We start from the raw sequence: 26,697 nt of genomic DNA on the forward strand, positions 1-26,697 counted from the left end.
GCTGAAGGACTTGGATACCTTCCCTGAAGGAGTATAGACGCGGGGAAAGATTCTGCTTTTTCCCACTTGCGCTGGGGATAGGTAGGCGGTAAATATTTTTATTTTATCTGTCTGTTTGGGTTTTCAAATAAAACCTTCTCAGATAGTATTGGGGAACCGCGTTCAGAATGATTGCTGTGCAATACACTTAAATTATTCTTTGTTGCCCCACTATTAGCCGTTTGGGTTAATGCCAAGGTTTAGAGTCTCTAGATAATTGCGTGAGGCTCTTTAGCGATAGGGCAGGAGCTTTCCCTGCCAGCGAGGAAACCCGGGGTTTTTGCCCCGGGTTTTTGTCGGTGAATACAGGTTGTTTGTCTCAACTCCAGCTTGCTTAGCTTAAATTGCTATTTATCTGCCCTGTCCTTTGCTGGGGCGGCTGACACGTCCTCTCTGGAAAGTGGAGCGCCTTGGCTGTAAGAAACTCCCGGGTTTGTATCGGTGCAATATCCTGCGGGCACTCAGCGAGTGGCCTTTGCGTCACTTTTTTCTTGAGAAAAAGCCAATTTAAAACGTAAGGGGCAGGTGTCTCTAGCGATTTTATTGGCAGTGAATCTATAGGAGTGTTAACTATGAGCGGGAAGTGGTGGAGAAGCTTGAAGAGCTTTCCCCCGTTAGTTTGGATTATTTTAATTGGCAGTTTTTTTAGCCGGGGAACCTACTTTATGGTCTGGCCATTCCTGGCCATTCTGCTATTTGAAAAGTTCCAGTTGGATGCCGCTGAAATCGGTTTGATCTTGAGTGCATCTGCGGTTGGCGCTGCCGTATTGGGGTTTTTTACCGGTGCGCTATCGGACCGCTATGGGCGTCGCAATATGATGTTGCTGGGCTGTTTAGTGAGCGTTACTGCCTTTGCCCTTTTGGCTGTAACACAGACCCTGGCAGGGTTTATCGGTGCGATGACTCTGTGCGCCATCGGCCGCGCCGTGTGGGAGCCGCCGGCCAGTGCCCTGATCGGCGATTTGATTGACGACCAGGCCAGCCGTGAACTGGCACTGCAATTTCGCTACTTTCTGATTAATGTAGGGGCTGCACTGGGGCCGATTATCGGTGTCTGGGCCGGGCTGAATGCGCAGCAGTCCACTTTTGGCTTGACCTCTCTCAGCTACGCACTCTTGGCCCTGGCTTTTGTTTGGGGCTTTGCCAAAACCGAGAGTGGCCGGTTAGCCAATAAGCAAAAAGATGCAGGCGCGTCACTGGGGAATACACTTTCGGTATTGCGCCGCGATCAGGTATTCCTGGTGGTGATTATTGCGAATATTCTGACGCTGTTTATCTATGCGCATATGGATTCAAGCCTGGTGCAATACCTCACCCGGACCGAGGCGCCGCGGTTGGTGGAACTGATATCCAGTATGATCTTTGTCAATGCGGCAACGATAGTGTTATTGCAGTTCCCTATTATGAAGTTAATAGGGTCCCTGGCGATTAATACCCGTATTGTGATTGGCTTGGGTATTTTGTCGGTGTCCCAGCTTTGGTATGGGTTAAACCCGGTAGATTGGTTTTGGGGTTGGCTCGGAGCCACTTTCATTCTGAGTCTGGCTGAGGCAATTTTGTTTCCCACCATGAGTATTCAAATTGACCGCCTGGCACCGTCTCATTTGCGCGGCACTTACTTTGGAGCGGCTTCCTTTTATGCCATTGGTTGGTCGATGGCGCCATTAATTGGCGGAGTGATTATTCAGTGGTGGAGTGGCCCGGCGCTATACGGTTTGTTGATGGTGCTGTGTGGCATTGTGTTTGCGCTCTATCGTCTTACAGAATATCTGTCTCGCCCCGAGTGGCCCGAGCCCGAGGGAACCGTGGTTGTGGACAGGGTCGCCAATGTACCCTAGCGGGAGATATAGAAATCAGCGGTAAAAAAATACCCCCGCCAACGGGAGTTGACGGGGGTATTTTATCTAGAGATCGCCGGGAGTTTAGATTTCAGCGGCGAGGCGTGAGCCCTGGTCGATAGCGCGCTTGGCATCGAGCTCTGCGGCTTCGTCAGCACCACCGATCAGGTGGGTGGTTACGCCGCGCTCTTGCAGAGCTTCGTATAGCTTGCGAGCGGGCTCCTGACCGGCGCAGACAATAATATTGTCGACTTCCAGTACTCTTTCTTCTTCGCCAATGCGGATATGCAGGCCTTTATCGTCAATTTTGTCGTAAAGGGCACCGGCAATCATCTCTACCTTGCGGTGTTGCAGGCTACCGCGATGAATCCAGCCGGTGGTTTTGCCCAGGCCGGCACCGACCTTGGTGGTTTTGCGCTGTAACAGGTAGACCTGGCGCGGGGTGCTGACTGCTTCGCGAGGCTTCAAGCCGGAGCGATTTTCCAGGGCAATATCGACACCCCACTCGTTGAAGAACTCCTCTTTATCGCTGGCGACCACTTTGTCTTCCGTAGAGTGGGGGCCATCGTGGGTCAGATACTCAGCCACATCGAAGCCGATACCGCCGGCACCGATAATTGCCACTTTCTCGCCAACCGGCTTCTTGTGCTTGAGCACATCCAGATAACCCAGGACTTTATCGCTCTCAATGCCGGGAATCGGTGGCGTGCGCGGTTCGATACCGGTAGCAATAATTACTTCATCGAATGATTGCAGGGTTTCCGCTGTGGCGATGGTATTGAGTTTTACGGTAACGCCGGTGACTTCCAGACGGCGCTTAAAGTAGCGCAGGGTTTCCTGGAACTCCGCCTTGCCGGGAATCTGTTTGGCGATATTGAACTGGCCGCCAATTTTATCGCTGCCTTCAAATAGGGTTACTTCATGCCCGCGCTCTGCAGCAACCGTAGAGGCGGCCATGCCCGCAGGGCCGGCACCGATTACGGCGACCTTTTTCACCTTGTCGGTAGGCAGGTAGTTCAGTTCGGTTTCGTGACAAGCGCGGGGGTTTACCAGGCAGGAGGTTAGTTTCAGCTGGAAAGTGTGGTCCAGACACGCTTGGTTACAACCGATGCAGGTATTGATTTCGTCGGCGCGGCCTTCGGCGGCTTTGTTGACGAAGTCAGAGTCTGCCAGGAAGGGGCGCGCCATGGAGATCATGTCCGCCTGGCCGGAAGACAGCACTTCTTCGGCCACTTCCGGCATATTGATACGGTTACTGGCAATGACCGGGATCGACAGGTGCTTTTTCACCTTGGCGGTGATCTCGGTAAATGCCGCGCGGGGCACATTGGTGGCAATTGTGGGAACGCGCGCTTCGTGCCAGCCGATACCGGTATTGATAATCGTGGCACCGGCTTTTTCGATTGCCTGGCCGAGGGCCACAACTTCATCGAAATCACTGCCGTCTTCCACCAGATCCAGCATGGACAGGCGGTAGATAATAATAAAGTCCTCACCGACGGCTTCCCGCACACGGCGGACGACTTCGATCGGCAGGCGGATACGGTTTTCGAAGGAGCCACCCCATTCATCGGTACGCTTGTTGGTGCGTTTCACGATGAACTGGTTAATAAAGTACCCCTCGGAGCCCATAATCTCCACGCCGTCGTAGCCGGCTTCGCGGGCCAGGGTGGCGCAGCGCACATAGTCGTCGATCTGACCTTCGATTTCCTCGCTGGTCAATTCGCGCGGGGTGAAGGGGTTGATCGGTGCCTGGATGGGAGAGGGTGCAATCAGCTTTTCGTTGTAGGCGTAGCGGCCGGTGTGCAGGATCTGCATACAGATCTTGCCGCCCTCAGCGTGTACAGCATCGGTGACTTGTCGGTGCTGCTGGGCTTCTTCCGGGGTGGTCATCTTCGAGGAGCCCTGGAATACACCACTCTCTTCATTGGGGGCAATACCACCGGTTACAATCAGGCCAACGCCACCACGGGCGCGTTCGGCAAAAAAGGCCGCCAAACGGGTGAAGCCATTGGGGTGTTCTTCCAGGTTGGTGTGCATGGAGCCCATCAGCACCCGGTTTTTCAGGGTGGTGAAGCCCAGGTCCAGGGGGGCAAGCATATTAGGGTAGGCTTGGGACATGGCAAATTTCTCTTCTTGTAACCTTTCGGGTTCATTTATGTATATGCAAAAAGGTGCATATCGTTGTCTCGCAGGATAACAAGAGGGCCCACGGTGAAACAGTGACTTAACCGGTCGAAATCAGTGATCAATTACGGGCTCTATTTAACCTGGATGCGTCCCATTCTCATCTATAAATAAAGTGTTTTTGTCGATCTCCCAATCCTTCTTTATTTACGCCTCGATCAAGTTGACCAACTTGCTCCTCAGCCACTGATTGGCCGGATCATCGTGTTGATTTTTGTGCCAAAGCAGATGCCAGTCCAGCTGGGGGATCTGGAACGGAAGTTCAAACAATCGCGCCGAGTACTGCCGCGCCAAACTGGCGGGGGCTGTCAAGGCGAGATCGGTTCTCAAAACCACCAGGGGCGCGACTCTATAGTGCTGGACCCGTAGCTTGATGTTGCGGCGACGCCCCAGCTTGTTCAGGGCGATATCCTCCAGGCCCGGACCGCTGCGGCGGCTGGATACGTGAATATGCTCAAGCTTCAGGTACTGCTCCAGGGTCAGGCTGGCGGAATCTGCCAGGGGGTGATCTTGGCGCAGCATACACAGGTAGCGATCGTTCATCAGCCGCTGTTGCCGGATATGGGCGGAGGTCGGGATGGGAACATCCAGAGCGAAATCCAGGGTGTTGGCGGCGAGCTCTTTGACCAGCTGTTCCCTTGGGATTTGGAAGGACTCGACCGCAATCCCCGGGGCCTCCCGCTCCAGTACTTCTAAAAGTCGGGGTAAAAGGAGGGTCTCCGCCATATCGTTCATAGAGAGACGCAGGGTTTTACGGGCCTCCCAGGGGACAAAATGGCGCTGTTCACTGAGGCTGGCCCCCAATAGAGACAGGGCTTCCTGAACTCTCGGCATAATACTTTCGGTCAGTGGTGTCGGCGCCATGCCGGTGGGACTTCTAGTGAATAGCGGGTCATCCAAAGTGCGGCGCAGCCGCGCCAGGGCATTGCTGACGGCGGGCTGGGTGATATGTAGTTGTTCGGCAGCGCGGGTCAGGTTTCGGGTTGTGTAGATCGCCTCCAGCACGGGAAACAGGTTCATATCGATTCGCTGTAATTGCATTCCTGCCACCATCATCACCCTTATGAATGATTCGATATTCGCATAATAAACTTTGATGATTCAAATGGGGGGGATAGGGTTAGGGCCTTAAAAAGGGAGGAAGCTCGGTGGCTGAATTTATCCTGGTGCGTCACGGACAGGCTTCGTTTGGGGCTGAGGACTATGACAACCTCTCTGATACCGGCTGGCAGCAGTCGCGCTGGCTGGGGGAGTACTGGCGAGATAAGGGGATTTATTTCGACCGGCTGATATGCGGCAACTTAACCCGGCACCGGCAAACCCTGGATGGTATTTGCCAGGGCCTCGGAAACTCTAGTGAAAATTCCCACACTGTGCTCCCCCAACTCAACGAATTTGATTTTCTGGCGGTGACCCAGTGCTATCGCGAGCGATATCCACAGCGGGCGCCGGGGGCGCATGCCAGTCGCGCCGATTTTTATCGCTTCCTCAAGCAGGGGATGTTGGCCTGGGCCGCAGGCGAGATCAGTCCGGTGGAATCCTGGTTGCACTTTGAAGCCAGAATCGCAGATGCGCTTAAAAGTATTTGCGATAGCCCCAAGGGTAGCCGGACTCTGGTTGTCAGCTCCGGCGGTGCCATTGCCATGATGTTGACGCAAATATTGGGCGGCCCGGTTTCCACCGTGGCCAATCTCAATATGCAAATCCAAAACACCGCTGTTAGCCGTTTATTTTTCAGTGCAGAAAATATCAGTCTGCACAGCTTCAATCATGTGCCACACCTGGATTGGGATGGGCGCCGCGAATATATCACTTACAGTTGATAAGGCAGCTAGCGATGGAATTTGAATACTCGGACAAAGTAAAAGGGCTACTGGAGCGCCTGCAAAACTTTATGCAGGCCCATATCTATCCCGCTGAAACGCTATTTATGCAGCAGTTGCAGGAGGATCGCTGGGGTGAGCCGGCGGTGCTGGCGGAGTTAAAGATCAAAGCCCGGGAAGCGGAACTCTGGAATTTGTTTTTGCCGGATTCCCGCTATGGCGCCGGACTCAGCAATTTGGAATATGCGCCCCTGGCCGAGGAAATGGGCAAGGTGCTTTTTGCATCGGAGGTATTTAACTGCAATGCCCCGGATACCGGCAATATGGAGGTTTTAACTCAATACGGTTCTGAGGCCCAGTGCGAACAGTGGTTAAAACCGCTTCTGGATGGAAAAATTCGCTCTGCCTTTGCCATGACCGAGCCCCGCGTCGCCTCTTCTGATGCCACCAATATCGAAACCTCCATTGTTCGCGATGGCGACAGCTACGTTATTAACGGACACAAGTTTTATATCAGTGGCCTGATGAATAAACGCTGCAAAGTGATGATCGTGATGGGTAAAACCGATCCCGACAATCCCAATCGCCACCAGCAGCAATCGCAAATCCTGGTACCCACCGATACGCCTGGAGTCAAAATTGTTCGCCCGATGACGGTGTTTGGTTATGACGATGCACCGGAGGGGCACGCAGAAGTTATTTTTGACAATGTTCGTGTTCCCGCCAGCCATTTAATTCTCGGTGAGGGGCGCGGTTTTGAAATTGCCCAGGGGCGCTTGGGCCCGGGCAGGATACACCACTGTATGCGCTTGATTGGCCAGGCGCAAAGGGCACTGGAAATGATGTCGGCGCGCGCCGAGCAGCGCATTGTTTTTGGCCGGCCGATGAGCAAGCAGGGATCTGTGCGGGAAGATATTGCCAAATCCGCCTGTGAAATCGAACAGGCTCGCCTGTTGACCCTAAAGGCCGCCGCACAAATGGATCGGCTGGGGAATAAAGCAGCCAAAGATTTGATTGCGATGATAAAAATTGTTGCGCCACAGATGGCTTGTAAGGTGATAGATCGCGCCATACAGATTCACGGCGCCGCAGGATTGGGGCAGGATTACAGTCTCGCCCACCACTATGCCTATGCGCGGACTATCCGCCTGGCCGATGGTCCCGACCAAGTCCATATGATGCAACTGGGTAGAAACCTGGCTGCTCACTATGCCGCTGCGGAAAATCAGGGAGGACACAGTGACTGAAACGGTAAATACGATGCGCAGCTCGGTGGAAGAGCTACCGCTTGAGCAACTGCAAGAATATTTGTCAGGCAAGATTGAGGGCTTTAATGGGCCTGTGACGGTCAGCAAATTTCCCGGCGGCCAATCCAATCCCACCTTTAAATTGCAAACCCCAACGCAAACCTATGTTTTGCGCCGCCAGCCACCGGGCAAACTATTGAAATCTGCCCACGCTGTGGATCGGGAATACCGGGTAATGTCGGCGCTCGCCGAGACTAATGTGCCCGTGCCCAGGGTCTTACACCTCTGCGAGGACCGGGAGCTGATCGGCTCTATGTTCTATCTGATGGAATACTGTGAGGGCCGAATATTCTGGAATGCCGCGTTGCCGGAAGTGGACGCCGCGCAGCGCAGCGCTATGTACGATGAAATGAATCGCGTATTAGCGGCCATGCACAGCTTGGATATCAATGCCGTGGGTCTTGCGGATTACGGCCGCCCAGGTAATTACTTTCAGCGGCAGCTGGACCGCTGGAGTACCCAATATCGGGCCTCGGAGCTGGAGCCCATTGCCGCGATGGATGAGTTGATGGCCTGGTTGGGAGAGGTTCTGCCGGAAGATGATGGGCGTATCGCCTTGGTGCACGGTGATTACCGTCTGGACAATATGGTTTTCCACCCACAGCAGCCCAAGGTCATTGCGCTTTTGGACTGGGAGCTTTCCACCCTGGGGCATCCCTTTGCCGATCTGGCCTATCAGTGTATGCAGATGCGAATGCCCGCCGGCAAGGACAAAATGTCCGGTCTTTTGGGTCTGGATATCGACGCTCTGGGCATCCCCTCGGAAAGTGAATACGTCGCTAAATATTGCCAGCGGGTGGGTATCGACGGGATCGATAATTGGCCGTTTTATTTGGCATTTAGCTTTTTCCGCCTGGCGGCTATTGTCCAGGGGGTGGCGAAACGGGCAAAAGAGGGCAATGCATCGAATAAAAATGCGGCGAAACTGGGCGCTCTGGTGGAGCCCCTGGCACAGGCCGCACTGGATATTGCCGCTAAAGGTTAATTTTTGAAAGTATAAGGATAAAAAATGGCGAAGAATATTTTTGATCTCTCGGGGAAAATTGCTCTGGTGACCGGTGCCAGTCGGGGTATTGGCGAGGCCATAGCAAAGCTTCTGGCGGAGCAGGGCGCCCATGTGTTGGTTTCCAGCAGAAAAATTGAGGGGTGCCAGGCGGTCGCGGATGCTATCGTGGACGCCGGCGGCACTGCCGATGCGGTCCCCTGTCATATTGGCAATATGGAGAATATCCAACAGGTTATCGGCGATATTCGCCAGCGGTTTGGGCGCTTGGATATTCTGGTTAACAACGCGGCAACCAACCCCTATTTTGGTCATATTCTCGATACGGATTTAGCGGCCTTTGATAAAACCGTAGAGGTCAATATACGCGGCTATTTCTTTATGTCGGTAGAGGCCGGCAAGCTGATGCGCGAGCAGGGGGGCGGCGTTATTGTAAATACCGCCTCGGTGAATGCCTTGCAGCCGGGGGTCGGACAGGGGATCTATTCCATTACCAAGGCGGCGGTGGTCAATATGACCAAAGCATTTGCCAAAGAGTGCGCGCAATTTAATATCCGCGTGAATGCTCTGCTGCCAGGCCTCACCAAAACCAAATTCGCCGGTGCGCTGTTTTCCCACGAGGATATTTATAAAACCGCCGTTGGCCATATTCCCATGCACCGCCATGCGGAGCCGGAAGAAATGGCCGGTACCGTTTTGTACCTGGTCTCCGATGCGTCCAGTTATACGACCGGTGAATGTGTTGTGGTGGATGGCGGTTTGACCTCTTGTGGGGGGATTTGACCATGCAGGATCCAATGCTCGATTTTAGCGGTCAGGTGGCGCTGATTACCGGTGCGGCCAGTGGCTTTGGAGAGCTGCTGGCGCGGGAGCTCGGCGCTCGCGGCGCCCGCCTGGTATTGGGCGATATCAATGAAGAGGCCCTGATGCAGTTGGCGGATAACCTGGGCAACCAGGATATTGTCGTGCGCGCCCAGCGCTGCGATGTTTCCCAGGCATCTGATTGTGCTGCCCTGGCCCAGCGGGCCCAGTCTGAGTTTGGCCAGCTGGATATCGCGGTTAACAATGCCGGAATCGCGCCGCCGATGATGTCTCTCAAGCAAACAGAGGAGGCCATGCTGGATCAGCAGTACAACGTTAACCTGAAAGGCGTTTTCCTCGGGCTTAAATACCAGTTGCCCCTAATGCAAAATACGGGCGGGGTGGTGCTCAATGTTTCCTCTATGGCGGGTCTCGGTGGCGCTCCCAAAATCGCTTCCTACGCAGCGGCAAAGCACGGTGTAATTGGCCTGACTAAAACGGCGGCGATAGAAAATGCCAAGTACGGTATTCGTGTAAATGCGATTTGCCCCTTCTACTGCCTGACCCCCATGGTTACAAAGATTGCAACGGCAGAGGCCAGCCCGGAACAGATTCAGGCCTTTCTCGCCGAGGGGTGTCCGATGAAACGCCTGGGCAAACCGGAAGAGGTGGTCGCGGCCATGTTGATGCTGGTGTCCCCCAAAATGACTTACATTACCGGGCAGGCACTGGCGGTAGATGGCGGCCTCTCGGCCTATTGAGATTGGCAACTGCTGAAAATGCCCATGGAAAATCGAAAGGGAGTCTTCGATGCCTATAGAGATTTCACCTGATAACCTCAGCCACTATATCGGCTTTGAAACCGCGCCCACCGCCTGGCTTGAGATCGATCAACAGAGAGTGGACAGTTTCGCCGAGTGTACCCTGGATCGACAGTTTATCCATATCGATCCCGAGGCTGCGGCTAAAACGCCGTTTGGAGGAACAATCGCCCATGGATTCCTCTCTTTATCACTGCTGCCTTATTTTGTCGGTTCTTTACAGGTAGCGGTGGCGGGGGCCCATATGGCGGTGAATTATGGACTGGATAAGGTGCGTTTCCTGAATCCGGTCAAAACCGGCAGCAAGGTGCGAGTCTATGGGAAAATATTGGATATTGTCGAAAAGGCAGAGGCTCAATACCAAATAAAATTGTTGCTGACTATGGAAATTCAGGGAGAGCAGAAGCCCGCCCTTGTGGCGGAATGTATTTTCTTGCAAATGACGTGAATTCGTATTGCAAGCTTCCAGTGCCACTTGTGCTGAAAGCCTGAAGCCAAGTGGCCTGTTTATCGCTCTATTGTTTGCAGAGATTTCAGCCCCATACGGACAATGTTTAAATGGGAAACCTCCATCCCCTTCTCGTAGTCTGTGCCGGTAAAGTCAAACTGTTGAACATTGATAAATGCTGAGTGTACAGCCGTGCCCCAATAGGGGTTTGTTCCCCACCAGCCATATCTTCCTGCGGTTCTCGGATTTCGCTGAAAGAAATTGTATGCCCGGCGGATATTGTCATACTCGAGATTGAAAATACGGCTGTCAATCAAACTGTAGGCATCAAAAGTTACCAACTGTTGTATTGGAATATTTGCGCGTCCCAAGGTGTTGGCAATTTTGATTGCGATGCTACCGCCCCGACTATAGCCGAAGAGTATGGCCGCCTTGCCGCGTTCTACCCCATCGATCAAATAGTGGCTAATTGCGGTTTTTTGGAAGGAATAGAACAGTCGGCCGTGAAGCAGCTGAATAGCTGACCTCAATGTAGGATTATCTCCAGCCGAGGGGCCGCCGGCCCCGTAAATACCCGCCACAATACAGCGATCCGGGTGCAAGCGCTCTCTTTGACTCTGATCGAATAGCTCGTTCAATATCCGCCCTGGACTCCAGGTGTTGATTATTTATCGGCGATAATTTCCCCGGGAAAACCGTAAAGCCCCGAGTGTACTTATCTGGGGGTGCTGTTTAACGCTGTGAATTGCTACTCGATAAGATACGACAGTGGCGTTTGGCACTTTTGCGCAGGGTATCGGGCAGGGGCGTTTCACTCTCGGCTTGTTGTTCCGCGCGCCAGTAGTGGCACAGAGCAAGGTACTCGCCCCGATCGACCTGACTGCGCAGCTGTAGCCAGGGATCGGGCTTTAGAGCGGCTGACTCGGCGATATCCTTCCAGTCCCTGAGTGCCGGCTCATACAGAATTTCTGCACTGCTGCTCTTGTGCGTCAGTGCGCCCAAGTGTTGAGCGGGATGAATTAACAGTAAAATAGCCGTCACCACACTGCAACTAACCGTTGCGCGGGAAAGGAGGCGGTTAAAATTGATCCTGGGCTTGTAGCCTTGTGCCTCTTTGAAAATGGCCTCATCGAGTTGTTGTGGGGAGGTCAGCTTTTTGGCTTCCTCAAAATACTGATTTTCCCAGTTGTTCATATCATTACCTCGACGACTCTTCGATAACTTCCACTTGCCAGGGCTTGCGCTCAGCCCCGTCAATATATTCTTCCAGCATGGCACGGGCCTGGTAATACAGGCTGCGACACTTGTGTAGAGATAGGCGCTCGATATCGGCTACGGTGACTAGTGGCAGTTTGCACTCCATATGTAGGAGTAGCACGTTACGCAATTGTGTCGGTAACTTTTGTATAGCGAATAATACGCGGTTGTGACTTTGGACTTCCTCCTCCGCCACCTTGAGATTGGAAAAGTATTCCTGCTTGAGGCGTTTGTTAATATGGATAAAAAGCCAATTTTTAAGTCTGCGCCCGTGAAGTTCTGGCGGGTTTTCCAGCAGGCCCCGCCAGAGTTGTTGCAGCAGCGGTGTGGTGGAAGAGGGTGCCATTTGCAGGCAGTAGCGATATAACGAATCCTTGTGGCGATCGTAAAGCAGGCGGAACACAGAGGGATTGCGCGTATCCTTATAATGCTGGAACAGCACTTCATCAGATAGATGACATAATTCTTTCCGAGACAAAGCCTTAAGCCTCCGTACGCAAATTATTCATTCTCGTGCCACAGACCGAGGATTTGGTTTATACCGCGTCAATTAAGAATGATTGTAGTCTGCTTCTGTGTCGCAATTATTTTTAGGTCAATACTTCCGATGTCAGCCCGCCACAGATATGAATCTACGGGCCGAAGTATAGTTGCCGCAAAATTGGGAAAACTGCCTTGGGGTAAGGGGCAGCGCCAGATTTCTCAGGTTGCATTCGGGTGACAAATAAAAGCAGGGTGAGTCAGAAGGAGGCTTGTTCCGGCAGGGGCAGCGGTAGTTGAACGGGCCCTTTTTCCGCACGCAGATCGGTCAGTCGCAAACCGACCCCTAAGAGGCGGATAGGCGCTGGACGTTTTTCACGACACTCTTGCAGCAGCTGGCGGAATTCTGAGATTCGCCCGGCGCGACTGCTGCGCTCGTGAGTGCTGGTAGTAAAATCTGCATACTTCACTTTTACGCTGGCGCCGTTTACTTCGTAGCGATCGCCGAGTTTTTCCCGGCGTTCCAGTAGGCGCATATAGAGCTCGGTTAGTTGCTCTAACCACTCATCAAAATTGGCTAAATCCTCGTGAAAAGTGCGCTCGACACTGACACTCTTGCGGGAGCCATCGCCGCTCACCGGGCGATCGTCAATACCACGGCAGAGATCGTAGAGGCGGCGGCCAAACTTGCCAAATTGCTTGCTCAACTCAACTTGTGAAAAGTTGCGTAGATCTGCGCAGGTGCGAATGCCCTGACGGTGCATTTTCTCGGCGGTGACCCGCCCCACGCCGTGTATCTTGTTGACGGGCAGGCGCACAACAAATTGATCGACTTCGCTGGGCGTGATGACTGTCAGTCCGTCTGGTTTTTGCCAATCACTGGCTATCTTGGCCAGGAATTTATTTGGGGCCACCCCGGCGGAAATCGTGATACCCAGAGTGTCCCGCACCCGCTGTCGGATCTCTTGAGCGATCAGGGTGGCACTGCCGTGGCAGCGGCCACTGTCGCTGACATCGAGGAAGGCCTCATCCAGGGACAGGGGCTCAATATCGTCGCAGTAGTCGAGGAAAATTTCCCGTATCTGCCCACTGACCTCCCGATACTTGGCCATATTGCCGGGTACTACAATCAAATCAGGGCACAGTTTTTTGGCCTGAGCGGTGGGCATGGCAGAACGCACCCCGTAACTACGGGCCTCGTAGTTACAGGTAGAGATAACCCCGCGCCGATCGCTGCTGCCGCCTACGGCTAAGGGGCGCCCACGGAGATTGGGATCGTCACGCATTTCGACCGAGGCGTAGAAGCAATCGCAATCACAGTGGATAATCTTTCTCATGCTGTGATTATATACAGTGTTCTACCGCGCCAGGAAGTAATTTGTGTCACTAGGGCATCTGGTGATGATAGGTAGGTAAACAATGAGCAGTATTCCGTTGGTGGAGAGCCCGGCTTCCGGTGATGTGGCCAGGGTTTTTACTGAAATTGAGGATGAACTGGGAGGAGTTCCCAGTTTGTTTCGGGTCTATGCCCAGCATCCAGGGCTGCTTGAGGCCAATTGGTACAAGTTTAAGGCCGTGATGATTCACGGGTGCTTATCGGTACAGCTAAAAGAAGCTATTGGCCTGGCGGTCTCTGCTGATAATCGCTGCGACTACGGTATCTACCATCACAGTATCTCTTTGCAGGTACTCGGTGTGGATACAGATGAGGTAATGCGCATTCGCACCGACCCCAAGCATGTGCACTTCTCCGAAAAAGAGCACGCCCTGTTTGATCTGGCGCGCAACGCAAACACGACACCGGATGACCATCGAGGCCACCTGATCGCCTCTGCGCGAAAGCTCGGTGCCGGTGACGATGAAATCTTAGAGGCTCTGGGGGTGATGGAGCTGGTGCTCGGTTTCAATCACCTGGCCGAAGCGCTCAGTTTGGACCCGACACGGAGGCCCCTCGCATAGTGATGTAATTGCGACCTATTGCGCGGGCTGCTAGTGATCGCCCGCTGTCATCAGGGTTAACTGCTCCAGTGTGGCAAACTGGAAGCCCTGTTGTCTGAGCTGGGCAGTAATCAGCGGGAGCGCCTCCATTACCTGGTGGTGCTGGTCATACATCGGCTGGAGTAACACCACACTCCCATCTTTGGCATTTTGGGATATGTAGTCTGCTGCGGCTTGAGCGCCTTCGGTTTGCAGCTGTTCGCTGGGATCGATATCCCAGTGAGCGATCTTGAACTGATGCTTACTCAGTAGTGAGCCCAATTCTTCAGAGACTTTTCCGTGAGAGGGGAGGAACATCGGTTTATCGGTATAGCCATTGCTTTGCAATAAGTGGCAGGTTTTCTTGATCTCCTCTTTGGCACTGCTTAAAGGCATTTGGGCGAGGTCCCGATGGGAGTAACCGCGATTGCCCAGTTGGTGCCCGGCTCGAATGATCGCTTGGGTTTGTTCGGGAAGCTGTTCCATTTCCCGCCCCGAGGGAAAGAAAGTGGCGGTTATCTGGAGAGATTCAAGCCGCTCTAACAGCGGCTCGGTTTTATCCGCAGAGGGCCCCTTATCGAAAATAAGTGCCACCCACTTACTCTTTTCCGCTGTCGCCTGTGCCCAGCTTGAAAAAATAAATAAACAAATGCAAATAGTACTAATTATTATTTTCATTTTTGGGTTTCTTATAGACAGAAAAAAAGCCGTCATCGACGGCTTTTTTTCTGTACTGACTTAGCGCTCCAGCTGGTCCAGCTTGCCCGGCTTGCCATCCCACTCCTCGGCATCCGGCAATGGGTCTTTTTTCTCGGTAATATTGGGCCAAACCTCGGCGAGTTCTGCGTTCAGCTCAATAAATTCCTGCTGATCGTCGGGGACCTCATCCTCCGAGAAAATCGCATTGGCGGGGCACTCCGGCTCGCACAGGGCGCAGTCGATACACTCGTCTGGGTGAATGACCAGGAAGTTGGGGCCTTCGTAAAAACAGTCTACCGGGCAAACCTCTACACAGTCGGTGTATTTACACTTAATGCAGTTTTCCCCAATTACGAATGTCATGTTTGTCCCTCGATAGTGCCACTGAATTCTTCGTGTAGCGGATTTTATCAATTACTGGCGCGAATTGTAGTGGCTTTTCAGTCGATTTAGTTCACTATTTATAACAGGATGTATTGGGCGACCGGAGCCGCCCGCTCTTTTACTTCAATAATTTGTGCAGCGAGTAGAGTGCTTCCAGTGCCTGGCGCGGAGTCATATCGTCCGGGTTTAGCTCTTCCAGGGCATCCACGGCGGGGTGGCTGGGGCTGCCGAACAAATCTACCTGCTGGGGAGAGACGGGGGCTGCGGCCACTAGTACAGCGACTTCTTCCGGCTCCTGCTGGGGCACCGGTGCCGGTTTGGCCATGGGCGCCGGCACATCTACCGACTGGGCACCGGCCTCCAGTGCTGCCAGGCGAGAGCGGGCCTCGGTCAACACATCGCCGGGAATACCTGCCAGCTGGGCCACCTGCAACCCATAGCTCTTTGACGCCGGCCCTTCCTGGATGCGGTGCAGGAAGACAATACCCTCGCCGTGCTCGGTGGCATCCAAGTGGATATTGGCGGCTTCAGAGCACTGGTTGGGCAGGTCGGTCAGCTCAAAGTAGTGAGTGGCGAAGAGTGTAAAAGCGCGCACTTCAGCGGCCAGGTAGTGGGCACAGGCCCAGGCCAGGGAGAGACCGTCGTAGGTACTGGTACCACGGCCAATCTCATCCATCAGCACCAGGCTGTGCTCGGTGGCATTGCGCAGGATATTGGCGGTCTCGGTCATTTCCACCATGAAGGTGGAGCGACCGCCGGCCAGGTCATCGGCGCTGCCGATACGGGTGAAGATACGATCCAGCAAGCCGATTTGGGCACTGTCTGCGGGTACATAGCTGCCGCAGTGCGCCAGCAGAGCGATCAATGCAGTCTGGCGCATATAAGTAGACTTACCGCCCATGTTCGGACCGGTAATCACCAGCATACGGCGGTCGTTGTGCAGCTCGATATCGTTGGCCACAAAGGGCTCATCCAATACCTGCTCAACTACCGGGTGGCGTCCGCCGCTAATATGCAGGCCCGGCTCAGTGCCCAGTTCCGGGCGGCACAGGCGCAAATCGTCAGCGCGCTCGGCCAAGCAGGCCAACACATCCAACTCGGAGATACCCGCCGCCGCCGCTTGCAGCTCAGCCAGGGACTCATTTAGCTGGTTGATCAGCTCCTCGTACAGCGCCTTCTCACGAGCCAGAGCGCGGCTCTTGGCAGAGAGCGCCTTGTCTTCAAACTCCTTCAGCTCGGGGGTGATAAAGCGCTCGGCATTCTTCAGGGTCTGGCGGCGAATATACTCGGCCGGCGCCTTGTCGCTCTGCCCGCGGCTGATCTCAATAAAGTAGCCGTGTACCCGGTTGTAGCCCACCTTGAGTGTGGGGATACCGGTGCGCTCTTTCTCCCGCTGCTCCAGTTGCACCAAGTAGTCGCCGGCGTTTTCACTGATAGCGCGCAGCTCATCCAGCTCTTTGTCGTAACCGGTAGCGATAACCCCGCCATCGCGAATCACGACCGGAGGGTTTTCAATAATTGCGTCTTGCAGCAGCTCTACCGTTTCCGGCCACTCGCCGATCTGGTTGCACAGCTCATTTACCAGTGTTGCGTCAGATTCCGCCAACTGCTGCTGAATTTCCGGGAACTGCGCCAGGGACTGGCCCAGGCGGGCCAAATCCCGAGGGCGGGCAGAGCGCAGCGCCAGGCGGCCCAGGATTCTCTCCATATCGCCCACAGGCTTGAGGGCATCACGCAGGGGCTCAAAACTGTAGTCGCCGATCAATGTGGCGATAGCATCCTGGCGGTTGCGCAGGGTTGTGAGCTGGCGCAGGGGATTGTTCAGCCAGCGGCGCAGCAAGCGGCTACCCATAGCGGTTTTACAGCTATCAAAGACCGATAGCAGGGTATTGTCGTCACCGCCGTTCAGGTTCAGGTCAATTTCCAGGTTGCGGCGACTGGCGCCATCCAGAGCAACTGTCTCATCCCCGCTCTCTGTCAGCAGGCCGCGAATATGGGGCAGCTCGGTACGCTGGGTGTCCCGCGCGTACTGAAGTAGACAGCCGGCGGCGACAACCGCACCGTGCATATGGCTGCAACCAAAGGCCTCCAGATTCATAGTGCCGAACTGTTGGTTGAGCAGGCGCAGAGCGCTTTCCAGCTCGAACTCCCAGGGCGCGCGGCGGCGCACACCGGCGCGGCGCTCGATTTCTACGGGCAGGGCGAGGTCTTCCGGTGCGAGCAGCTCGGTGGGGTTGTGGCGCTGTATCTGCTCGGCCAGGGCTTCCAGCGTATCGGTCTCTTGCACCACAAAGCGGCCGGTGGCCAGGTCCAGCAGTGCCAAGCCGAAGACATCGCCCAGATGTGCAATCGCGGCCAACAGATTGTCGCGGCGATCGTTAAGGAGGGCCTCATCGGTGACCGTGCCCGGGGTAACGATGCGCACCACCTGCCGCTCAACCGGCCCCTTGCTGGTGGCCGGATCGCCGATTTGCTCACAGATAGCCACGGACACCCCGGCCTTAATCAGCCGTGCCAAGTAGCCCTCGGCCGCGTGGTAGGGGATACCCGCCATCGGAATCGGCTCACCCCCGGATTTCCCCCGTGCGGTGAGGGTAACGTCCAGCAGCTCAGCGGCCTTCTTGGCATCATCGAAGAACAGCTCGTAAAAGTCCCCCATACGGTAGAACACCAGTTCTTGGGGGTGCTGAGCTTTGATGCCCATGTACTGTTGCATCATCGGAGTGAGAGCGGAAGTCTTTGATTTATCTACACTTTTCGTCAATTTTCTGCCTGTTGTCTAAAAGCTGTCTAAGGCTGGGGCCGGCTACATTATCAGTTTCGCGCAGGCGAATGTAGCGCTCTGTTATTGCCGGGCTGGCATGGCCGGCCAGCACTTGAGAGTCGATGCCTGCGCGCCCGGCATCAGTCAGAGATTTGGCCCGGATATCGTGGATAGTGGTGTCCTCAACCCCGGCTTTAGCTCTGCCCCTGTCGCAAGCATCTCGAATACCTCGATAGCTGTATAGAGTGCTCTTGCCACGAGGGTGGAACAAGTAGAGGCACATCACTTTATGCAGCTGTTTGGCCTCAGTAATAATCCGCTCCAGCTCGGGCTCCACCTGCACTAATAACCGTTTGCCCGTCTTCCCTTGCTGGAGCTTAATGTTCTCTTTGCTGATGTCGCTGTAGCTGGATTGCCAGCACCTCTGATATGCGCTGGGTTGTCAGATAGCACATATCCATCACCAACTTAATGGTTGGGTTGGCCTTGGAGCTAATTGCCTTAAGCCCACCGTCGGTGAGATAGCGATCCCGCTTTTTCTCTTCAAATCGTTTGATACCAACGGCAGGATTGATATCGGCCATGAAGTCTGAAAACCCATATTCAATGCGAGGGCGCATGCTCTGGTATTGCTTGAGAATGTTGAGTGCTAGCTTGCCGTCCGTATGTCGGTGTTCGTAGCGTTCGTACACTTGGCTAAAGGGCGCTATTTATTTTTCAACACTTCGGACAGTTTTAGAAAGCTTGTGCTCTTAACTTATGAGATTACAGCTTACCGAGGCTTACTTTATCAAAGGTCTTAGGGTGGCCCAGAGCTGCCGATAACTGACCTGTATGGCTGTAAGCCGCAGGGTTACTGGGCTAAAATTGTCCGAAGTGTTGTAATCGTTGGTTGCGGGAAATATGGGGGCTAAGCTCTGGGTAAGAACAACAGGGCGGTCCCGAATCATCCTGAATCGTATTTCCGTTTTCCTAAGTTCCTCAGCTTGATTCCTTGTCCGCTTCTTCTTGGTCAGCTCTTTAAGCTGGGCGTCGGTGAGCCATGGTAATGCCTTTGCTTCTTTAACTCCTGCATTCAACTCTGAAGTGCATCAGTTAATGTTCTGGAAAAGAACGGCCAGCTGAAGTAGAAACCTGGGTTGAAGGCATCGCAGCCAGTATGGGCAGTGTGATCGCCCTTGCCGGGGATACCCCAGAAATGAAAGCGCAGATCACTGTCGATGCCAAAGTGCAAAGACGATATTAAGGCCGTGTTTAAAGGCTTCGAAGCGCACAATACGGTAATGCAATCGCGTCTGGATGATATGGACTGCATCGCCGAAAAGCCAAAGATAAACTGCTTGAAGCCCTCGGTAGTCAAACCCCAACCTCGGTACAAAGCTACAGGGTGGTAGTGCAGGAAGGTGAGGGTATTAAGCGCCTCAGTCTGAGCCCGGCGTGCTCGCCATTGATGGCGTATTCACCGTGCCCAAGGTATCTGCAGCAGAGATCAATCAGGGTGAATCCCTCACCTGGGTGGTCGCCTCCAGCTCATTCGATGATAACGCCGCCACTGGTGATATCACCGGCTCCACGGCCTTCGCCGCCGAAGCTGCCGGGGATGGCGTCACTAGTTTTGCCGTCAAGTTTACCGGCGTACCGGGCACCGTTAAGGCCTAGGTGACTCATGGACCTGGACTAGAGAGTCGCAGAACACGCGCTCTGCAAATGGGGCAGGGCCGCTACCTATGACGACGGTAGCGGCGCTGAGCCTATTGATTGCCGGGTGGTCTTTGAGCGGGAGATCGATGAGTTTGAGGAAGATGAGCGGCTGCGGGTAGGGGGTGTTGAGTTGAGCCTGCTGGTGAGTGAAGTGGGTACTTACAACTCAGGGGCGGTGATTGCGCTGGGTGGTGTGGAGTATAGAGTGCGTAAGCGGCTGGCGGCGGATGGGTAGCCTGAGTGGGTAGGTCAGCGCAGGATTTATGATCATTGTGATTGTTATTTTTTTGAGTTGCTCAAACTTACGGGAAAATGCTTTAAAATCAGTGGATTGAAAGGGCGGCTGAAATTGGGGATAGTGGTCATGATGATCATTTTTCTAGGTGGGTCGATAGTGCCAAGTGGTCGTAATCTATTGATTTAATTGAAGAAGATGGCGTGTTGGCGTAAATTTGCATCAGAAATAGTAGTCAAAATAATAATGGTCATGATGACCACTATATAAATGTTATTGTGGCGGTCGGCTTTATTGATTTTTCGTGGTAAGTAAAGATTTAGTGCTACTAAATAGCACCCAGTATTGAGCAACTTTACTGACTGCTATTTGAGCAGTTTCGTTCCTAGAGTGTTCGCTCAGGTGCTGTAAAAAGTGGCAGTCCGCTGCAATTTCGCGGATTGCCAATAAGATAGGAATTGGTTGGGGGAGGTGCGGTATTCTTTCCTCGTGAATATTGGGCAGTGGCCAGCCAAACTGTGGCTGGCAAAGTGCTAGTAGGTAGTCCTGAGCGCGCCAGCCATAACCAGGCTAGGCAAGCTCGCCCAACCCCTTCGGGGCTGGGCTGGACAGCCTACGCGTTGCTTCGGCTGCCCTTGCTAGCGGCGTTATTGTGGCGGTAGGCTTAATTGATTTTTCGTGGTAACTGAAGGTCTAGTGCCACTAAATAGCATCCAGTGTTGAGCAATTTTACTGATTGCTATTCAAGTGGTTTCGCTCCTAGAGTGTTCGTTCAGGTGTTGTAAGGCAGTCCGCTACAATTTCGCGGAGTGCCAGTAAGATAGGAATTGGTTGGGGAAAGTGCGGTATTTTTTCCTCGTGAATATTAGGCAGCGGCCAGCCAAGCTATGGCTGGCAAAGTGCTAGTAGTCGGTCCCGAGTGCGCCAGCCATAACCAGGCTAGGCAAGCTCGCCCAACCCCTTCGGGGCTGGGCTGGACAGCCTACGCGTTGCTTCGGCTGCCCTCGCTAGCGGCGTTATGTGAATCCAATCATGATAGGAGTCTAATTCTGATGAAAATAATGACCTGTAAGCAACTAGGTGGCGCATGTGATTTGGAGTTCCGTGCCGATACCTTTGAAGAAATGGCTGAATTGAGCAAGCAGCACGGTATGGATATGCATAAGGCACAAGACTCTGCTCATTTAGAAGCGATGCAAAAGATAGCTGAACTGATGAAAAATCCAGAAGAAATGAGTAACTGGCAGGAGTCAAAAAGAAAAGAATTCGAAGCGCTGCCAGAGGCGTAGTTAAAACCGTGCCACTAAATCACATAACAATACGCTGTAGTCGCTGCAAAAAGCACAGCTAGGACCTCCGTTCTGTCGCTTCGGCCCCTAAGCTTTGCGTTATTGTGACAGTCGGTTTATTGATTTTTCGTGGTAACTGAAGGTTTAGTGCCACTAAATAGCATCCGGTGTTGAGCAATTTTATTGATTACTATTCAAGCAGTTTCGTTCCTAGAGTGTTCGCTCGGGTGCTGTAAAAAGAGGCAGTCCGCTGCAATTTCTCGGATTGCCAGTAAGAGAGGAATTGGTCGGGGAAAGTGCAGTATTCTTCCCTCTTAAATATTGGGCAGCGGCCAGCCAAACCATGGCTGGCAAAGTGCCAGTAGGTAGTCCCGAGTGCGCCAGCCATAACCAGGCCAGTCAAGCTCGCCCAACCCCTTCGGGGCTGGGCTGGACAGCCTATGCGTTGCTTCGGCTGCCCTTGCTAGCGACGTTATTTGACCGAGCTGAACTCATAGATATGGAAATGGATGAATGACAGAAATTAATGTTAGTGTAGAAGCGGAGATGAAAAGCGATAGCGAAGCAAAGGTATTCGCTAAAAACATGAAGTCGGCAGCAAAGAGCAATGAATATGATTTCTATAAAACCATAAATAGTCTGTCTAGAAGATCTATAGAGAAAGATTATCAAGAGCTAACTATTGAAAATATAAGCCGAAGTAAAAATCTAGTGTATATAACCGCATACAGCGGACAGTCTTCACCAATAAATTGGCTAGGAATGTCTATCTCCAAACTAGGAGTAAAAAAGCTATATATGCGAGAGAGCTGGGATGAGGGTAGCTTTAACTACTATTATCTAAATGGCGATGCTGTTTGCAAGAAAGCCTTCGATGGAAAAGTGGTACCAAAACTCTCGCCAGAAGATATCGAAATTAATAAAAGACTATTCCTACCTGAAGGCCGTGTGAAAGTTACTGCAACATTAGAGGCATATGAAGAAATATCAGGAGGTAAAGGTAAAAAATTATTGATGGAGTTCTTAACCTCTAGGAATGAGAAGTTCTACTACCAGGGTGAGGGTGAGTTAACGGATCTTATTTCTGAAGACTATGAAAGCTTGACTGAGTTTAATGCGTCTTTTGAACGAGGAATGCTAAAAGGTGAATATGTGTCTTTTGCTAAACGACCATCAGATATTGCATGCTCATTTAATGAGGAAGTCATGAGGCAGAAACACCCAGAAATGTTCCATAAAAGAGTAGAGGATTTACATACTGTAGCTAAATGTCCATTTTGTGGTAGCTCACTTAGGACAGAGAAGGCTAAACAATGTCCAAGTTGTTATAAAAGTTGGAGGGAATGAAATGAGTGAGCACATAACAAACGCATGCATTTGACCTCCGCTGCGCTGCGGCAAATGATACGGGCGTTAACACATGAAATACATCGCAATTTTAAGCCTTTTGATTTTTAGCTATTCAGCTCTAGCCAAGAAGTGCTGGACCCAATCTCAAAATGAGTTGGTGGCAAAGAGCCACAGTAAAGATCCATTTGAATTTGCTATTGACCGAGCACAAGTTGTTTTTGTGGGTAGAGCAAAAAGCATCCAAAAAATAATCTATGAAGAAGTGGGTATTGAGCCAGTCGTTCTCAAAGTAGAGGCAAAATTTGATGTAAAAGAAACTATCAAAGGTGACGTATCGAAAGAGGTAGTTACCAGTAGCACTGATGTTTGTGCATGCAAGTATCAGTTTGAACCCGGAATCATGTACTTAGTAGTGGGTGCCAAATACGAAGATACATTGCAAGTTTATAGTTGCGAATACATTGCGCCCGTAGCACAATCCAGGGTAGTAGAGGCCCGCAGGATCGTCGGTGTTAACAAAGCCAGGCAGTAAAGCTCCGGGCCTTCGGCCCCTGCTGGCGGCGTTAAATTTCTTATTCGAGTTTAGCTATGAAAATTGAGAAATCAGAAAAGAAAGACCATGAAGTTCTGATAGAAATTTGGGAAGCCTCAGTTAGGGCTACTCATGACTTTCTTCAGGAAGAAGACATAATCACTTTAAAGCCTCTGATTTTAGAGCAATATTTCGATGCTGTAGATCTGACATGTGCCAAGGATGATGAAGGGAAGATTCATGGTTTCTGCGGTGTTCATGAAGGGAATATTGAAATGCTTTTCATCTCGCCAGAATCCAGAGGAAAAGGTGTGGGCTTCCAATTAATGGAATACGCCATCAAAAATCAAAGCGCTACCAAGGTAGATGTCAACGAACAAAATAAACAAGCACTAGGCTTCTATGAGCATTTGGGTTTCAATGTTGTAGGTCGCTCTCCATTAGACGGTCAGGGCAAACCATATCCACTGCTGCATATGGCGCTAGGAAAAATTTAACAAGCGGCTGCATTTCGTTCCGGCCTGCGGCCTCCACCGGACTCGCTTTGCTCGCCGATGAGCCGGGCGTTAAAAGGCCAATCGAACATATGAGAAAGCTGCAAATATTGATCGTTACTATGTTGCTATCAGCCTGTGGTGAGATTGGCTTCTACAATCAGTCCATGTTGCCTTTGAGTCAAAATTTAACCCAGGCTTGCTTGGAACATGCAGCAAGTAAAATCGAGGTCGATGAATTCGGCCCTCACCAGTATGAAGGCGCTAAGGCTCCAACATATTTTTTCACAAAAGGTAATATGCAGTTGTTCGCCCAAGAAAAGTTTGAGCCTGAGCATATGCTAAACATTTCATACAGTTACATGGAATCGTGCCCTTGTCCGGGTAAAGAGCGAAGGCTAAAAAAAAATGAAGCTTTCCTTAAAGAGGTTACAGCTCAAATCAAACAATCATGCCATGGGCTTTTAACAAGTCAAAGCACGCGGACATTGTAAAGCTGTCACCTTTTTTGTTCCAAAAAAGCCGCTATCTTCACCATGCCGGTGTTTGAGGCGTTGCACAAACCCGCTGCGCGGGAGTGGTGCCACTTTTAAATTATAAGAGGAGTTTTAGAAGGTGCATAACCGGGTATTGCAAAATATATTTTCTGCGTACAGTGGTTATTTATCTAAAACTGTGCAACCACTAAAAAATTTGAAAGCTATCTCATCGATTCAGGAGTGCCGTACAAAAGCGATGGGAAGCAGTTATTATCGCTGTAAGCACAACCATGTAACTGAACAGTATCATTCTTGCAGGCACAGAAGTTGTCCTCTCTGTTCAGGTCGAAAACAGCTGCAGTGGGTTGATCAGCAGCGTCGTAAATTATTTGATACAGAGCATTTTCATGTGGTCTTTACTATTCCTCATGAGTATCTGCAATTATGGCAATACAACGAAGAAAGGCTTACAGATATACTCTTTTTATCAAGTAAAGAAACGCTATTTGAGTTGATGGCGAGTAAGGACTATCACGGCGTAATCCCCGGGGTTCTTATGGCTCTGCATACTTGGGGGAGGCAGTTAACTTTACATCCACATATACACTGTCTGATAACCGCTGGCGGTTTGACTTTAAGAGAAAGTTGGAAAGAAACAGGTAAATATTTATTACCTGTGAGAGTGGTTAAGAGTCTTTATAGAGGGAAATTTCAAGCGCTTTTATTAGAACAGTATCGTGCCGGGTTACTCAAGCTCCCTCCCAGTTGGTCAATTGGCCAATTTGATATTCTCTTTAAAGCTTGCTATCGCAAAGAATGGTCGGTTCGTATTCAGGAGCGATATGAGCATGGTCGAGGTGTTCTGCTGTATTTTTCACGCTATATCAAAGGTGGCCCGCTGAAGCCAAAGCAGATATTAAATGTGGATCATAAGGGGGTGGAGTTTCGTTATTTTGATCACCGTGACCAGCGACGTAAGCAACTTCGGTTAAAGCCTCAGGAGCTCTTAAGGCGTGTTTTGCAGCATATACCCCCGATAGGTAAGCATATGGTACGGGGTTATGGATTATATGCTGGATGCAATAAGAAAAAGCATGAACTATGTAGTAATCTCGTGGGTTTAATGAAAGATCAACCACTCCCGGCTGGATTGCAAATCCAAGATCTGGTGGTAGAGTGTGGTCAGTGCCATGAGCCCACAAAACTGAGTGGCAGGGTGTGGTCTAAGGCGAAAAAAGGAATTTCCTTTATAAAGGGGGCGGCTCGGCAAGATAGTGCCGGCGGGAATGTACAACACGACGATGAACCAGACACTGCAGGAATGGGCCTCTTTAGTTCGGCCTAAACTCAATGCCAGGTCATTTTTTTTGCCGCCTGCAGTGCAGGTTATCTTAGCGTTAAGTGCACTTTCAATAAGATTAAATCGGTTATGAAATGAATAGAGAGATAGCATTACAGGTTCAGAACGAAACACTGCTTCAGAATTGGCATTTCTACCTAATTCTACTTTTGATAACGATAGTTGGTTCTTATTTGGCTTCATTATTGAAGGGGGCTGGAGCTCAAAAAGGAAAGTTTTTGGCGATCGAATCGAGCCTCAATACAATTAAAAAGCAAGTGGAGCTCACTACTGAAACGTCGGAATCAATTAAATCGGCAATTGGGCATGACTTATGGAGAAAGAAAGAGCTTGAGTCTATCAAACGCGAAAAGTTAGAAGAGTACTTTTTGGTCATATCTTCCCTCAATTACTCACTTAACAATGAGATGATAAGCAAGTTATTCGGTGCCGATGTAGATTATGATCCCCATTGTTTTGATAAAGCCAATATGATCCAATCTTTGTATCTCCCAGAACTTGCCGAAGAGCACTTTGAGCTATGTAAAGCCGTGCAGAATTACACAAGATGGGTTTCCGACGGTTTGTTTATGATTGCTGAGCAAGCAGCGAGCGGTATTCCTAATCCGAAACCGACAAAAGAGTTCATGGAGCAGCAACCTAAGCTGCTACAGGCCCTTACTAAGCCGACTGCAGCAGTAATCCTAAAAGCAAAAGAGGTCGCTCAGGCAGTAAACACTTAACAAGAGCAGGCACGATCGCAAATACTGCGTATTTGCTGGACCTCCGCCGCGTTGCGGCTCCGGCCCGTGCTGCAGGCGTTACATTCCCAAACTATGAAAATCGCAATATTACTAGCAATCACATTTTTGATTTCGGCGTGTGCAATTAATCCCCACACTGAAATCTGGGCGCCAGAAATTGGAGGGGTATTTATAGATAATGGTAAACCTATGTCAGGTGTTATTATCAAGGCTGCACGCACAGGTTGGCTTAAACCTGTAGAGGATTGTCCCGATAGTTATCGAGAGGTGGTCACTGACAAAGAAGGAAAGTTTCTATTGCCAGCTGACGAGCATTTTTCTCTCTTCACCGTTATGGGAGACAGTGTTTTTTCATGGAAAGTATGTGCAGTTGTCAATGAATCATCTTTGACACTTTGGCGAGGCGAGTCTGTTGGTATTGTCACTGAAAAAGACAATGCAACATTAAAATGTGATATTTCACAAGAACCAGTAAATACACGCAAGGGTGCTGTGCTATGTACCAGAATGTAACAAGTCAAAGCACTCGGACATGGTAAAGCTGTCACCATTTTTGTACCAAAAAGCCGCCAACTTCACCATGCCGGTGTTTGAGGCGTTATTGTGGCGGTTGATTTTATTGATTTTTCGTAGTAACTGAAAGTTTAGTGCCACTAAATAGCAGCCAGTATTGAGCAGTTTTTATT

At 51.4% G+C, this 26,697-nt stretch carries 27 protein-coding genes and 2 pseudogenes; 18 read left to right on the forward strand and 11 right to left on the reverse strand.

Features of this window, described 5'->3' with window-relative positions:
• The first annotated feature begins 704 nt into the window (after positions 1-704).
• Positions 705-1,877 (forward strand): MFS transporter, encoded by a 1,173-nt coding sequence (locus tag ACJJIF_RS21160; RefSeq protein ID WP_444930229.1) that lies wholly within the window; start codon positions 705-707, stop codon positions 1,875-1,877.
• 84 nt (positions 1,878-1,961) lie between these two features.
• Here the strand turns inward: ACJJIF_RS21160 and ACJJIF_RS21165 are convergent, their stop codons facing one another.
• Both ACJJIF_RS21165 and ACJJIF_RS21170 read right to left on the reverse strand, forming a co-directional pair.
• Positions 1,962-3,998 (reverse strand): oxidoreductase, encoded by a 2,037-nt coding sequence (locus ACJJIF_RS21165; protein ID WP_444930230.1) that lies wholly within the window; start codon positions 3,996-3,998, stop codon positions 1,962-1,964.
• A 213-nt stretch (positions 3,999-4,211) separates the two neighbouring features.
• Entirely contained in the window at positions 4,212-5,105 is an 894-nt protein-coding gene (locus ACJJIF_RS21170) for a LysR family transcriptional regulator (RefSeq protein ID WP_444930231.1), read from the reverse strand.
• Positions 5,106-5,212: 107 nt separating this feature from the next.
• Here ACJJIF_RS21170 and ACJJIF_RS21175 point away from each other — a divergent pair, with 107 nt between their 5' ends.
• Genes ACJJIF_RS21175 through ACJJIF_RS21200 form a run of 6 tightly spaced genes read left to right on the forward strand, consistent with a single transcriptional unit; the run spans position 5,213 to position 10,267 of the window.
• Complete coding sequence (locus tag ACJJIF_RS21175) at positions 5,213-5,887, forward strand: histidine phosphatase family protein (protein WP_444930232.1); 675 nt, start codon at positions 5,213-5,215, stop codon at positions 5,885-5,887.
• Positions 5,888-5,901: 14 nt separating this feature from the next.
• Entirely contained in the window at positions 5,902-7,134 is a 1,233-nt protein-coding gene (locus ACJJIF_RS21180) for an acyl-CoA dehydrogenase family protein (protein WP_444930233.1), read from the forward strand.
• Positions 7,135-7,147: 13 nt separating this feature from the next.
• Positions 7,148-8,179 carry a phosphotransferase gene (locus ACJJIF_RS21185; RefSeq protein ID WP_444932395.1) on the forward strand — a complete coding sequence of 344 codons (1,032 nt, stop codon included), beginning with the start codon at positions 7,148-7,150 and terminating at the stop codon, positions 8,177-8,179.
• Positions 8,180-8,203: 24 nt separating this feature from the next.
• The gene (locus tag ACJJIF_RS21190) at positions 8,204-8,980 is read left to right on the forward strand and encodes an SDR family oxidoreductase (RefSeq protein WP_444930234.1); all 777 of its coding nucleotides are present in this window, start codon (positions 8,204-8,206) and stop codon (positions 8,978-8,980) included.
• A gap of 2 nt (positions 8,981-8,982) precedes the next feature.
• Positions 8,983-9,759 carry an SDR family NAD(P)-dependent oxidoreductase gene (locus ACJJIF_RS21195; protein WP_444930235.1) on the forward strand — a complete coding sequence of 259 codons (777 nt, stop codon included), beginning with the start codon at positions 8,983-8,985 and terminating at the stop codon, positions 9,757-9,759.
• Between the two features lie 49 nt (positions 9,760-9,808).
• Positions 9,809-10,267, forward strand: a complete 459-nt coding sequence (locus tag ACJJIF_RS21200; RefSeq protein WP_444930236.1) for a MaoC family dehydratase — start codon at positions 9,809-9,811, stop codon at positions 10,265-10,267.
• Between the two features lie 59 nt (positions 10,268-10,326).
• On the opposite strand, the gene ACJJIF_RS21205 is transcribed toward ACJJIF_RS21200, so the two are convergent.
• The 4 genes from ACJJIF_RS21205 to dinB all read right to left on the reverse strand — a co-directional run bounded on the left by ACJJIF_RS21205 (position 10,327) and on the right by dinB (position 13,341).
• Positions 10,327-10,905 carry a hypothetical protein gene (locus ACJJIF_RS21205; protein WP_444930237.1) on the reverse strand — a complete coding sequence of 193 codons (579 nt, stop codon included), beginning with the start codon at positions 10,903-10,905 and terminating at the stop codon, positions 10,327-10,329.
• A gap of 94 nt (positions 10,906-10,999) precedes the next feature.
• Positions 11,000-11,461, reverse strand: coding sequence for a hypothetical protein (locus tag ACJJIF_RS21210; protein WP_444930238.1), 462 nt, complete (start codon positions 11,459-11,461; stop codon positions 11,000-11,002).
• A gap of 4 nt (positions 11,462-11,465) precedes the next feature.
• A complete protein-coding gene (locus ACJJIF_RS21215) occupies positions 11,466-12,002 on the reverse strand; it encodes an RNA polymerase sigma factor (protein ID WP_444930239.1) in 537 nt (178 codons plus the stop codon).
• Positions 12,003-12,264: 262 nt separating this feature from the next.
• The gene (gene dinB / locus ACJJIF_RS21220; protein ID WP_444930240.1) at positions 12,265-13,341 is read right to left on the reverse strand and encodes a DNA polymerase IV; all 1,077 of its coding nucleotides are present in this window, start codon (positions 13,339-13,341) and stop codon (positions 12,265-12,267) included.
• Between the two features lie 82 nt (positions 13,342-13,423).
• Between dinB and ACJJIF_RS21225 the strand changes: the two genes are divergently transcribed.
• On the forward strand, positions 13,424-13,963 hold the full coding sequence (locus ACJJIF_RS21225) for a carboxymuconolactone decarboxylase family protein (protein WP_444930241.1): 540 nt from the start codon (positions 13,424-13,426) through the stop codon (positions 13,961-13,963).
• Between the two features lie 30 nt (positions 13,964-13,993).
• On the opposite strand, the gene ACJJIF_RS21230 is transcribed toward ACJJIF_RS21225, so the two are convergent.
• The 5 genes from ACJJIF_RS21230 to ACJJIF_RS21250 form a co-directional block, all read right to left on the reverse strand.
• Positions 13,994-14,659, reverse strand: a complete 666-nt coding sequence (locus ACJJIF_RS21230) for a polysaccharide deacetylase family protein (protein WP_444930242.1) — start codon at positions 14,657-14,659, stop codon at positions 13,994-13,996.
• Between the two features lie 60 nt (positions 14,660-14,719).
• Positions 14,720-15,043 (reverse strand): ferredoxin FdxA, encoded by a 324-nt coding sequence (fdxA, locus tag ACJJIF_RS21235; RefSeq protein ID WP_444930243.1) that lies wholly within the window; start codon positions 15,041-15,043, stop codon positions 14,720-14,722.
• Positions 15,044-15,182: 139 nt separating this feature from the next.
• Positions 15,183-17,768 carry a DNA mismatch repair protein MutS gene (mutS, locus tag ACJJIF_RS21240; RefSeq protein WP_444932396.1) on the reverse strand — a complete coding sequence of 862 codons (2,586 nt, stop codon included), beginning with the start codon at positions 17,766-17,768 and terminating at the stop codon, positions 15,183-15,185.
• Positions 17,769-17,808: 40 nt separating this feature from the next.
• Complete coding sequence (locus tag ACJJIF_RS21245; RefSeq protein WP_444930244.1) at positions 17,809-18,171, reverse strand: site-specific integrase; 363 nt, start codon at positions 18,169-18,171, stop codon at positions 17,809-17,811.
• A gap of 34 nt (positions 18,172-18,205) precedes the next feature.
• Entirely contained in the window at positions 18,206-18,448 is a 243-nt protein-coding gene (locus ACJJIF_RS21250) for a site-specific integrase (RefSeq protein ID WP_444930245.1), read from the reverse strand.
• Positions 18,449-19,259: 811 nt separating this feature from the next.
• Here ACJJIF_RS21250 and ACJJIF_RS21255 point away from each other — a divergent pair.
• From ACJJIF_RS21255 to ACJJIF_RS21300, 10 genes and pseudogenes are all read left to right on the forward strand, one after another.
• Positions 19,260-19,487, forward strand: a pseudogene (locus ACJJIF_RS21255) (capsid cement protein); the annotation flags it as partial.
• 58 nt (positions 19,488-19,545) lie between these two features.
• Positions 19,546-19,764, forward strand: a pseudogene (locus tag ACJJIF_RS21260) (head-tail joining protein); the annotation flags it as partial.
• A gap of 1,052 nt (positions 19,765-20,816) precedes the next feature.
• On the forward strand, positions 20,817-21,053 hold the full coding sequence (locus tag ACJJIF_RS21265; protein WP_444930246.1) for a DUF1059 domain-containing protein: 237 nt from the start codon (positions 20,817-20,819) through the stop codon (positions 21,051-21,053).
• Between the two features lie 513 nt (positions 21,054-21,566).
• A complete protein-coding gene (locus ACJJIF_RS21270) occupies positions 21,567-22,400 on the forward strand; it encodes a hypothetical protein (RefSeq protein WP_444930247.1) in 834 nt (277 codons plus the stop codon).
• A gap of 73 nt (positions 22,401-22,473) precedes the next feature.
• The gene (locus tag ACJJIF_RS21275; protein ID WP_444930248.1) at positions 22,474-22,935 is read left to right on the forward strand and encodes a hypothetical protein; all 462 of its coding nucleotides are present in this window, start codon (positions 22,474-22,476) and stop codon (positions 22,933-22,935) included.
• Between the two features lie 56 nt (positions 22,936-22,991).
• Positions 22,992-23,432, forward strand: coding sequence for an acetyltransferase (locus ACJJIF_RS21280; RefSeq protein WP_444930249.1), 441 nt, complete (start codon positions 22,992-22,994; stop codon positions 23,430-23,432).
• 47 nt (positions 23,433-23,479) lie between these two features.
• On the forward strand, positions 23,480-23,923 hold the full coding sequence (locus tag ACJJIF_RS21285) for a hypothetical protein (protein ID WP_444930250.1): 444 nt from the start codon (positions 23,480-23,482) through the stop codon (positions 23,921-23,923).
• A gap of 136 nt (positions 23,924-24,059) precedes the next feature.
• Entirely contained in the window at positions 24,060-25,253 is a 1,194-nt protein-coding gene (locus tag ACJJIF_RS21290; protein ID WP_444930251.1) for an IS91 family transposase, read from the forward strand.
• 89 nt (positions 25,254-25,342) lie between these two features.
• On the forward strand, positions 25,343-25,990 hold the full coding sequence (locus tag ACJJIF_RS21295) for a hypothetical protein (protein WP_444930252.1): 648 nt from the start codon (positions 25,343-25,345) through the stop codon (positions 25,988-25,990).
• Between the two features lie 93 nt (positions 25,991-26,083).
• Positions 26,084-26,524 (forward strand): DUF6795 domain-containing protein, encoded by a 441-nt coding sequence (locus ACJJIF_RS21300; protein WP_444930253.1) that lies wholly within the window; start codon positions 26,084-26,086, stop codon positions 26,522-26,524.
• The last annotated feature ends 173 nt before the right edge of the window (positions 26,525-26,697 follow it).

This window comes from Microbulbifer regidiadema (SeqCode) (assembly GCF_052467605.1).